9 protein-coding genes are annotated in these 11,625 nt (G+C 42.4%); 8 read left to right on the top strand and 1 reads right to left on the bottom strand.

Annotation, left to right across the window (positions count from 1 at the left end; translation table 11 throughout):
• Positions 1-6 precede the first annotated feature (6 nt).
• From K6C05_RS01855 to rd, 6 genes are all read left to right on the top strand, one after another.
• The gene (locus tag K6C05_RS01855) at positions 7-183 is read left to right on the top strand and encodes a hypothetical protein (RefSeq protein ID WP_296730674.1); all 177 of its coding nucleotides are present in this window, start codon (positions 7-9) and stop codon (positions 181-183) included.
• 107 nt (positions 184-290) lie between these two features.
• Positions 291-1,082 carry an electron transfer flavoprotein subunit beta/FixA family protein gene (locus K6C05_RS01850; RefSeq protein ID WP_296730673.1) on the top strand — a complete coding sequence of 264 codons (792 nt, stop codon included), beginning with the start codon at positions 291-293 and terminating at the stop codon, positions 1,080-1,082.
• Between the two features lie 12 nt (positions 1,083-1,094).
• On the top strand, positions 1,095-2,291 hold the full coding sequence (locus K6C05_RS01845; RefSeq protein WP_296730671.1) for an electron transfer flavoprotein subunit alpha/FixB family protein: 1,197 nt from the start codon (positions 1,095-1,097) through the stop codon (positions 2,289-2,291).
• Entirely contained in the window at positions 2,288-3,691 is a 1,404-nt protein-coding gene (locus K6C05_RS01840) for an FAD-linked oxidase C-terminal domain-containing protein (RefSeq protein ID WP_296730670.1), read from the top strand. The genes K6C05_RS01845 and K6C05_RS01840 overlap by 4 nt, the downstream gene beginning before the upstream one ends.
• A gap of 126 nt (positions 3,692-3,817) precedes the next feature.
• Entirely contained in the window at positions 3,818-7,606 is a 3,789-nt protein-coding gene (locus tag K6C05_RS01835) for a PolC-type DNA polymerase III (protein ID WP_296730669.1), read from the top strand.
• A gap of 101 nt (positions 7,607-7,707) precedes the next feature.
• Positions 7,708-7,872, top strand: coding sequence for a rubredoxin (gene rd, locus K6C05_RS01830; protein ID WP_296730667.1), 165 nt, complete (start codon positions 7,708-7,710; stop codon positions 7,870-7,872).
• Positions 7,873-8,142: 270 nt separating this feature from the next.
• Here rd and K6C05_RS01825 read toward each other — a convergent pair whose 3' ends face one another.
• Entirely contained in the window at positions 8,143-9,357 is a 1,215-nt protein-coding gene (locus tag K6C05_RS01825) for a Fic family protein (protein WP_296730666.1), read from the bottom strand.
• Here K6C05_RS01825 and K6C05_RS01820 point away from each other — a divergent pair.
• On the top strand, positions 9,328-11,226 hold the full coding sequence (locus tag K6C05_RS01820) for a hypothetical protein (protein ID WP_296730664.1): 1,899 nt from the start codon (positions 9,328-9,330) through the stop codon (positions 11,224-11,226). The genes K6C05_RS01825 and K6C05_RS01820 overlap by 30 nt on opposite strands.
• A complete protein-coding gene (locus K6C05_RS01815) occupies positions 11,219-11,467 on the top strand; it encodes a hypothetical protein (protein WP_296730662.1) in 249 nt (82 codons plus the stop codon). The genes K6C05_RS01820 and K6C05_RS01815 overlap by 8 nt, the downstream gene beginning before the upstream one ends.
• Positions 11,468-11,625 lie beyond the last annotated feature (158 nt).

Raw genomic sequence — 11,625 nt, 5'->3', positions numbered from 1 at the left:
TAGTTAATGGCGTTGATTATTGGTTATGACACGGTTCAATCAGTATATCGGCGTTATGATGAGGTCGGAGGTGTTGTTTCTCACCTGTATCAGGGAAATTTTCACCATGATATGGGGCGGGTTTTCTCGGATCTCATTGAAACGCTAATTGAAAGATTTTTCTTAAAAAGAGGAAAAATTTAAACAATGGCGTAATATTATACAATATAAGGGTTTGTTGCCTGTGGCGGGGGGATTCCTGCCACAGGTGATGTAATGAAAGTATGAGGTGTAATTGAGGAGGACTATTCATGGAAATTCTGGTGTGTATTAAACAGGTTCCAGGCTCTAACAAAGTAGAGGTTGATCCTGTTACCGGAGTATTAAAGCGTAATGGTGCAGACAGCAAGATGAATCCGTATGATTTGTATGCGCTTGAATGTGGACTTAGGCTGAAGGAGAAATATGGTGGCCGAGTGAGTGTAATTACCATGGGACCACCACCAGCACAGGCAATCATTAAGGAAGCGTATTCAATGGGTGCAGACGCAGGTGCAATCGTATCCGACCGTGCCTTCGGCGGAGCTGATGTATTGGCTACTGCACATACCCTTGCACAGGGTATAAAAAAATTCGGTAAATTTGATATTATTCTTTGTGGGCTCCAGACTACAGACGGAGATACAGCTCAGGTTGGTCCTGAGGTGTCCGAACAGCTGGATATCCCTTGTGTATGTAATGTAAAAGAAATCAAAGGTGTTGAGGGTGACAATATACTTGTAGATATGGAAATGGCACAAGATATTGAGCATTTGAAGGTTTCCTTTCCATGCCTGATTACTGTTCAGAAGGATATTGTTCAGCCACGCCTTCCATCATATTTGAAGAAGAAGGATACTGAGAGTCGTGAGATTGTGATGTATACCTTAAAGGATATGGAAGACCAGAATAAGAATAACTATGGACTGAATGGTTCCGCTACTCAGGTTCAGCGTATATTCCCACCTACATCCGACAAGGTTCAGGTTACCTGGGATGATCCTGCTGATGTTTTGGCAGAGAAAATTTACGGTGCTATTAAGAGCAGAAAATTGTTAGGATAAGGGGGATTAAAAATGGGAAAACTGGTAGTACATCAGGAAAAAATTACTGATATCAAGGAAATGATTTCCATTTGCCCTTTTAACGCTTTGGAAGAAAATGATGGCAAGTTGGAAGTTAATGCAGGCTGTAAGCTCTGTAAGCTGTGTGTGAAAAAGGGTCAGCCTGGCGTAATGGAATATATCGAGGAAGAAGTAAAGTCCGTAGACAAGTCTTTGTGGAAGGGTATCACTGTATATGTTGACCATGTAAATGGTGAAATACATCCGGTAACCCTGGAGCTTCTTGGTAAAGCCGGTGAGTTGGCCAAGAAGATCAATCATCCTGTTTATGCCTTGTTTATCGGCAGCGGTATTGGCAAAAAGGCTGAAGAATTGCTTCATTATGGCGTTGACAAGGTATTTGTCATTGATGCCCCGGAGCTGAAGGAATTCCAGATGGAATCCTATACTGCAGCTTTTGAGACCTTCGTAAACGAAATCAAGCCTACTGCCATTCTGGTAGGTGCTACTCCTGTAGGCCGTCAGCTGGCACCAAGAGTTGCATCAAGATTCAATACCGGTCTTACTGCAGACTGCACTATTCTTGATATTCACGAGAATACTGATTTGGTTCAGATTCGTCCTGCATTTGGTGGTAACATCATGGCCGAAATCCTGACACCAAATTCCAGACCTCAGCTGGCTACCGTGCGTTACAAGATCATGGATGCTCCTGAGCGCACTGCAGATGCCAAAGGTGAAATCGTTACTCTTAAGGTGGCATCTGACAAGCTCAAGACCCGTACTGAGGTTCTTGGTATTACCCAGAAACAGAAGGAGAAGAGCATTGAAAATGCTGATATCCTCGTTGTTGCAGGCCGTGGCCTGAAGAAAAAGGAAGATTTGGATTTGGTCAAGGAGTTGGCTGATGCCCTTGGCGGTGACATTGCATGCACCAGACCATTGGCCGAAGCTGGCTGGCTTGATGCCAAGCATCAGATTGGCCTTTCCGGTCGTACCGTTCGTCCAAGACTTATTATCACCTGTGGTGTATCCGGTGCAATTCAGTTTGTGGCAGGTATGAATAATTCCGATAATATCTTTGCTATCAATACCGATCCTAATGCCAGCATCTTTAAAGTAGCAAATTATGCTGTTATTGGTGATATTTACGATGTGATTCCAAAGCTAATTGAACAGGTTAAACAGGGAAAGGGTGTTACGGCATGAGCGAATACAAGGTTTTAGATGCTTCCGATTTAGAGGCGATTAGCCAGTTTGTGCCTCGTGAGCGCATTCTGTGGGCTGATGAAATCAATGAAGAATATAGTCATGATGAGTTGAGTTCTGAGTCTTCCTATCCGGAGATGGTAGTTCGTATTACCTCTGCCGAGGAGGCTTCCAAGGTAATGAAATATGCCAATGATAAGCATATTGCAGTGACTCCTAGAGGAGCAGGTACCGGTCTGGTAGGTTCTTCTGTTGCTGTTGAAAAGGGTATCATGATTGATACAACTCTCATGAACCATTTCCTTGAGCTGGATGAGAAAAATCTGACTCTCACCGTAGAGCCAGGTGTACTGCTGATGGAAATTGCACAGTATGTTGAAGAGAAGGGTCTCTTCTATCCACCTGATCCAGGTGAGAAGACCGCCACTATCGGTGGTAATATCAGCACTAATGCCGGTGGTATGAGAGCTGTTAAATATGGTGTTACCAGAGACTATGTACGTGGACTTGAAGTCGTATTGGCCGACGGAACCATTATGGAATTGGGTGGCAAGGTTGTTAAGAACAGCTCCGGCTATGATTTGAAAGATTTGATTGTTGGCTCCGAGGGTACTTTGTGCCTGGTTACCAAGGCAATTCTCAGATTGTTGCCTTTGCCTCAGAAGAATGTATCACTTTTGATTCCATTCCCTACCTTGGCACAGGCAATCGGTACTGTTCCACTTATTGTAAGCTCCAAGGTTATTCCTACTGCAGTTGAGTTTATGGAGCGCGAGGTTATTATGGACTCTGAGGAGTATCTGGGCAAGAAATTCCCGGATAATCAGGCAGATGCATATCTCCTTCTCAAGTTTGATGGTGCAACTGTTGATGAAATCAGTCAGTACTATGACAGTGTAGCTCAGATCTGTCTGGAGCAGGGGGCATTGGATCTCCTTATTGCAGATACTGACGAGCGTGCTGAATCCATCTGGAAGGCCAGAGGTGCATTCCTTGAGGCTATCAAGGGTTCCACCACTATGATGGATGAGGTTGATGTAGTTGTACCTAGAAGCTGCGTAAATGAGTTCGTTGAATTCATCCATGACCTGAGGAAGGAAATGGGTATCCGCATTAAGAGCTTTGGTCATGCCGGTGATGGTAACCTGCATGTTTACATCCTTCGTGATGATATGGACGACAAGAAGTGGGCTGAAATGCTTGGCAATGCAATGGAGCGTATGTATATCAAGGCTCGTGAGCTTAAAGGCCAGGTATCCGGTGAGCATGGTATCGGCTTTGCCAAAAAGCCTTATCTGAAGGAGAGTCTCCCTAAGGAATCCATGATTTTGATGCAGGGTATCAAGAAGGCCTTCGATCCAAACAACATTTTGAATCCTCACAAGGTATGTTTTGATTAATTGTATTTTATAGCTGTCAATTTGATAGTTCCCCTTTCTTTTTGGATCCGTTGCAAAAGAAATTTTGCGACGGATTCTTTTTTTTGTATAATAATAACGAGTGATATTTTTGGAGTTGTTTTGGATATGAGTGGTAAATATTGTATTGTTCCCAAGAGTAGCAGGCTTTTATCAGATCTGGCCCAGGGAATGAATTTAAATAGCGAAGAGGAAAAGCTGCTTAGTGGGAGCTTTATTCGTCATGTAGAAATTTCCCTCAGCAGCAACACATGGGAAATACTGGTATGGTCAATGCCGGAGGTATCCGAGTCCCTGTTGGATCGGGTAGCAGACTTTGTAGCAGAGAAAAATAAGGTGGCCAGGGTACTTATATACCAGTCTGTTATGAAGCTGAGCAAAATAGTGGAACAGAACTGGGAAAAACTGGTGGCAAATGTGTCCAGGGGGAATCAGGGCATTCGTATTGTGCTGCTTCATTCAAAACGCATATATAACAAGGACAGTATATTATTGCAGGTGCATGGTGAATTCGGCAAGTATCTTCTGGAGGAGCATAATATCTTTCAGATGCTTAAGGACGCTGCAATCAAGATAATAGGCTATCCTATCAATCTTAGATGTCAGGCTATATTCGAAGAGATCGAAGTACCTGATGAAGAGGATTTTTATGAAACTGAAGAATACAAGGCTGCCCTTGCAGCGGCGTTAAATTCCAATGTGAAAACAACCCAGGGGGGTGGCTCTGATCATGAGCATGCCGACAAGAAGGGGAATAAAGGCTTTAGTAAACGGCGCAAGACTGTGCATATTGGCGCTGATGATTCGCCACAGGTATACGGGGAAAGTATTTTTGGGGAAATAACGCCTATCTCCGAGATTGCCGGTGAAATGAAAAGCGTAATCATACAGGGAACCATTGCTGGTGTTGACGGTAAAAATTTTCAGTCTACCAACCTGCTTTTTTTTGCTATAGCTGACAATTCCGAGGGAATTAACTGTAAAGCCTTCTTCAAAGCAGTTGAGGATTTTGATAAGGTCCTGGACCGCCTTAAAAGTGCTGCCAAAAAAGGACGCACTATCAAGGTGAGCGGATCAGTGCGCTATGACAAGTATGATAATGATTATGTTTTCTTTGCAGACAGTGTCCTGCTGATAGATGAGGAAAAACGCAAGGATACAGCTGAGGAAAAGAGAGTGGAGCTTCACTGTCATACTACCATGAGCAATATGGATGCTGTAGCTTCGGCAGAATCCCTCATACTAACTGCGGAAAAATGGGGTTGGCCAGCCATTGCCATTACCGACCATGGTGTGGTACAGGCCTTTCCTGAAGCCATGGAGACTGTCCATCGTAACAAGCTTGATATCAAGATTATTTATGGTGTGGAAGGATATCTGGTGGGGGAGGATTATGAGCAGAAAAGGGCAAATCACATTATAATTCTGGCGAAAAATCCCAATGGGCTGCGCAATCTTTATAAGCTTATCACCATGTCCCATCTCAGATTTTTCCACAGGACTCCAAGGCTGCCACGGCAGCTTATCCAGGAGTATCGGGAGGGACTTATTATCGGTTCAGCCTGTGAGGCTGGTGAGCTGGTCCGTGCTATCGTTGCCGGGCAAAGTCATGAGGAGCTTCTGAAGATAGCTGATTTCTATGATTATCTTGAGATTCAGCCAATAGGCAATAATGAATTCCTGGTACGCAGTGATGATTTTCCTGATATCCGGGATGACAACGATTTGATAAAAATTAACTTAAAGGTGGCAGAACTGGCCAGGGAGCTTCATAAGCCGCTGATTGCTACCTGCGATGTGCATTTTCTCAATCCTGAGGATCAGATTTACCGTGCGATTCTCATGAAGGGAAAGGGCTTTTCTGATGCTGATCTTCAGCCACCGCTTTTCTTGCGGACAACGGAGGAAATGCTGGCAGAATTTAAGTATTTGGGAGAAGAGGCGGCCTATGAGGCTGTTGTTACCAATCCCCGCAAAATAGCAGAAATGTGTGAGAGATTTAAGCCAATTCCTGATGAGCTGTATTCACCGATGATTCCAGGTGCAGATGAGGAAATCTCAAGGATGACCTATGATAAGGCCAAGAGTCTTTATGGTGAGGTGCTGCCAAAGATAGTTCAGGACAGAATAGATCAGGAATTAAAGCCTATTATTGCCCATGGCTTCTCCGTGTTGTATCTCATAGCCCATAAACTGGTGCGCAAGTCCAATCTTGATGGCTATCTTGTAGGTTCCCGAGGTTCTGTAGGCTCATCCTTTGTGGCTACCATGACGGATATTACCGAGGTTAATCCGTTGCCACCTCATTGGCGCTGCCCACATTGCAAGCACAGCGAATTTATTACTGATGGTTCCTATGGCTGTGGGTATGACCTTCCGGACAAGGACTGCCCTATCTGTGGCACCAATATGATCAAGGACGGACATGAAATACCATTTGCGGTGTTCCTGGGCTTTGATGGAGACAAGGTACCTGATATTGATTTGAACTTCTCTGGTGAATATCAGCCTGTTGCCCATAAGTATACCGAGGAGCTGTTTGGCAAGGATAATGTATTTCGTGCGGGATCCATTGGTACTGTGGCCGATAAGACAGCCTATGGTTTTGTCAAAAAGTATTATGAGGAAAAGGGGCAGACCAAAAGGGAGGCCTATATAAACAAGGTTGCTATTGGCTGTAATGGTGTAAAGCGTACCACAGGACAGCATCCGGCAGGTATCATGGTTGTACCGAGGGATATGGATGTTCATTTCTTTACTCCATTGCAGCATCCGGCAGATGACAAGACATCAGCTACCATCACCACCCATTTTGATTATCATTCCATATCCAGCCGTCTTGTAAAACTGGATATTCTGGGCCATGATGATCCTACAGTGATAAAGATGCTGGAGGATCTTACTCACCGTGATCCAAAGACAATACCTTTTGATGATCCGGCAACGCTCAGCCTGTTTAATTGCACCAATGCTCTTGGGGTGACAGAGGAGGAGCTAGGGGCTAATTCCGGTACCTTTGGAATACCTGAGTTTAGGACCAACTTTACCAGACAGATGATTGCCGATACCAACCCAAGCTGTTTTTCGGACTTGGTTCGCATATCAGGTTTTTCCCATGGTACAGATGTATGGTTGGGTAATGCCCAGGACCTTATTAAGGCCGGGACCTGTACCCTGCAAAATGCCATTGCTGCCCGTGATGATATCATGATGTATCTGATGCACAATGGTGTTGAACCTCTTCTGGCTTTTAAAACCATGGAAAAGGTCCGCAAGGGCAAGGGAATAGCTCCTGATGTGGTAGAATCATTGAGAAAAACCGGTATCCCTGAATGGTATATAGAATCCTGCCAGAAAATCAAGTATATGTTCCCTAGGGCACATGCTACGGCCTATGTTATGATGGCCTATCGTATTGCTTTTTGTAAGGTTCATTATCCTTTGGCTTATTATGCAGCTTATTTCTCCATTCGTGCGGCTGCCTTTGATTCTGATATAATTGCAGCGGGACAGGAAGCCGTAAGGAAGAAAATGGAGGAGCTGGAAGCCAAGGATAAGATGGATAATAAGGAGGAGGAGCTTTACATAGTTCTCCAGCTGGCCTGGGAAATGTATATACGGGGCTTCAAGGTAAAAAAGGTGGATTTGTATAAATCAGGGGCTGACCGGTTTCAGATGGTCACCGAGGAAAATGCCCTGTTACCACCATTTACCACACTTAACGGGCTTGGTGGCGTAGATGCTAAGTCAATAGTGGAAAAGCGTGAGGTCGGGGCCTTTACCTCCATTGAAAACCTTAAAAAGAGAACGGGAATAACAAAAACAAGCATAGAGGCCCTACGGGTTCATGGCTGTTTGGACGGTATGGATGAAAGTGATCAGCTCAGCCTGTTTTAAATTGTTTATTACGCAGACAGGAAATTTGTCTATTATGTAGAAAACTAATAGTGTATAGAATGCTGGTTTAACAGCAAAAATGTGAGAAGGGAGGGTTAGTAATGAGCAAATATCAGTGTGAGCCATGTGGTTATGTTTATAATCCTGAGGAGGGTGATCCGGACAGCGGGATAGCTCCTGGTACTCCTTTTGAAGATTTGCCTGAAGACTGGGTATGTCCTATATGTGGTCTGGGCAAGGATGTGTTTGTCAAGATGGATGATTAATGGTTTATCCGGCATTCACGGATAAAATTGATACGCTTATTAAGATAAACTATAACTCGGTGTAAGATGTCCCCTTCCTCTATAGGTGGGGGGACAAGCTTTAACAGGTGGTGAGCATATCTCCCACCTCGTTGAAACGCTAATTGGAAGATTTTTCTTTTTAAAAGAAAAATTTGAACAATGGCGTTATAATCATACTGGGTAGTGTGATTGGGCCCCTGTGGACTGATTGCTCCGGGCCGTCTCCTGTTGGCGCAGGGGGCGGTTTTTTTATGCTTCTTCTGTCTTGAGAATTATTAGATTTAACTTATAATAATATTTGTTTTGAATCTTTGTTTTTATTAAATGGTGGTCAGGAATGGCGTCAATTCTTTTTTGGATGGTTACTCGTGATTTTTCGGTAACTGACATCAAACCTTGTATGGTAACACCCTGTCCATAAAAGAGCGCGGCTTGCAACAGAATATAATATATATTTTCTGTTAGCTCGTCTCCGTAATAGATATCGTTTAGTTTCTTTTCATAACGCTTCAATTGCTCCCGTTTTCTTGTCAATAATCTGATGGTATCTTCAAATGAAGCTAAGAACATAGCCATAAATCCCTCAATAAAGGGGGTTAGATCTGCACGATTTAATTCACTATCAGCTTCTTCAAATAAAGAATAGTATTTTTTCCGGTAGCGTTTTATTGTGACTGATAATCGAAGGGCTATCAACGGATGAAAATGCTTGGCTAGGTAATATGCTGTTATAAACCTATCTGTCCGTCCATTGCCGTCATAGAATGGATGTATATAAGCAAAAAGATAATGATATATAGAAATACGAACTAGAGCTGGTATATCTTCATTATGTAATATGGATAGAGCTTGTGCCATAGTGTCTATAATTTTTGACTCAGGATAAAGCCCACGATGGATGGCCTTTCCGGTAGCTGATGTAACATCAACCGAATCTCTGCGGAAAATATTACCGTCAAGTCTATTGGTTGGAACTTCTTTTACAACTTCATCATGCGCAAAACTATCATAGAAGTTTCGTATATCTTGGCATGTACTAAACGGAATATCATCCTTAGTAAGTAAATTTTGATATTTATGAACAACACTACCCATGCGGCTGCTTGTGGAAGAAGCTTCATTCAGAATTTTGGCAATTTCTCTACGGGTGCTTTTTACACCCTCTATGTCATTAGTAGATTGAACTTCATCTACGATACACATTAACGAAAATTGCTGAAGTACTACAGGCGGAACGGAATTTATTATATACAAGAACTTTTCATATTTCTGATTGATTTTTTCTTGTAGAAGCATCATAACTTCCGTGTAACACATAAAAGCTGGATATGCTTTTTTATGATTATATTGTTTTATGTCGATACCAAAATGCCGTGAAAATTCGGAATTAAAACGCTGTAGATATGTAATATCTTCTTTATCCGGTTGTGTATAATGTATTTTTTTCAGGCTAACATATTCCATTTTTATTCTCCTTTTATAACTCGGTGTAAGATGTCCCCTCCCTCTATAGGTGGGGGGAGACAAGCTTTAACAGGTGGTGAGCATATCTCCCACCTCGTTGAAACGCTAATTGGAAGATTTTTCTTTTTAAAAGAAAAATTTGAACAATGGCGTTATAAGCCGGGGACAAATGCCCCGCCTATGCATTGCTGGTGCCGTTCCTGCATCGCACCATACTTTGATGATATGGAAATGCTGGGAAAACGAGCTGCCAGGAACCCGGAAACAGGGAAAACTATCCTTGTCTCAGAGGATATGACTTATCGGGAATGGGAGAAGAAGTATGAGGCTCCTATTTCCGGTAAACAAACCGAGAGAACTGATTCAAATCCGATATCAGATGAACCTGTGGAAAGTAAGGTACCATCTGTTGATTCAGTGATAGATAAGCTTAATGGGCATACACTGGAGCAACGTTTCTTCAAATCCGACTATGATGCCGTACAAAAGCTTCATGCTGAACGACTGGCTGAATATGAAAAGGCACAGGAGAAGGCAAGCGAGCTTGATTTGGAGTTTATTATTAATGCTACTGAGGAGTCTCATAAAGCTGCGCTTAAGGCATCTGAATTAAGGGATAAGGCACTCAAAGCCATGCAGGAAACTGAGGCGGCTATAAAAGCGGCTCGCAGTGTTTACCAAGCGCAAATTGAGAGTAAGATACTTGGAGAGAACCTTGCCAGTGGTATTAAACTTAGTCCTGAAATGGACATAGAAGCAATGGACACTGTTTATAATGTGGCCAAGATGCTGGTTAAAGATTACAATTTGCCTATGCTGCCAGGTGTTGAATATCGTCCAGGATTCTTCAAAATGTTGGGCAGTAAAGCACATGCGACTTATGACTGGAACAAGAAGAAAATATATCTGAATGAAACCTTTGCTAATCCTGCTGAGTATGTTCAGCACAGGAAATTTGTTGAGCAGCAGTATAAGGACCGAAAGGCCAGTCTGAAGGAAGTATATGAAAATCAGCTTAAAGGTGCAGAGGAGAATTACAAGAATGCCGAGGATAAAGGCCGTAAGGCTATGGCTCAGAGTTCTATCAATTATGCGAAAGCTGAATTAACACAGAATAGATATGCTGTTGCAGAAACTATAGATGATACCCTTATTCACGAGTACGGACATTACTTGCATGATACTCTAAGCTATTGGGAAAAAGGGTTCCATCTGTTTGGTAGTAAAAGCATGAAATCTGTAAAGATCAACAATGAATACTTTTGGAATAACTCCTTGGCTGGTAAGGTTGAGGCCGCAAAGGTCAGTGGCTATGCTACAGAAAACCCTCTGGAGTGTTTTGCTGAATCTTTCAATGCGTTCATGAAGGGCAAGAAGCTCCCTGATTCATTGGATAAAATGATGAGGGAAGCCTTTGAAAAAACAGGGGCTAAAATTCCTAAAAATTCTTCCGGAAAAGCATGGAAAGATGGTTTAGAAGCTGATATAATCAAGAAAAAGAATTTCGATGAGCTGAAGGAATATATTGGTAAGCTAGATAACAAAACAGTTCGTGAGTGGTATGTTTATCACGATGAGCGGATTTATGAAAAGGTTGATAAGACTAAATCCACGGAAGAACAAGCACGTCAAGCATGTTCGTTGAGGAATAATTATCGCACACAAGCTAGAGATTTAATGGCGGATCAAGAGGCACGTAAAGATTTGGATATAAAGCATCCGAATAAGTCTTTTGAACAGTTATTAAAAGATAAAATGCGTGATAAGAAAATGACTCGTGAGCAAGCAATTGAGGATATTTACAATACGGCGATGAAAACTAATGCCACTGTAAACGCTAAGTATGGGTTGGGTGATCATAATGGCTAGAGAATATAAATTTCATTACACCATTTGTAATGTACCAGATAAAGAACTTTATGCTAGACAGTGTGCTGCACTTGAAAAACATATTCCGAGTCTTATGAAAGGCAAAGAACTGGAAGATGTTGATGGCAGTTTATCGAGATTGTATTATCATACTGGTAAAGAATTAATGGTAAGTAATGATTATTACATTGGTGCTCTCTATATTGATTCAGAATTTGATATAGAACCATACTTTGCATAATATTATCGTAACGCCATAATAAACCGTCTGAGAAATCAGGCGGTTTTATATTGCAGAAATTCGGGAGGTGGTAAAAGGTGACACTGGATATTAACGATTTAAAGCCTTTGCTGGGGCTGGAGGTAACTGATACCAGCAAGGATAGCGTATTGACCTTT

This window comes from Anaerovibrio sp., from assembly GCF_024697385.1.
Classification (GTDB): Bacteria; Bacillota; Negativicutes; order Selenomonadales; family Selenomonadaceae; genus Anaerovibrio.
The sequence above is the reverse complement of the archived record's forward strand: the minus strand, read 5'-3'. Positions and strand labels throughout refer to the sequence as shown.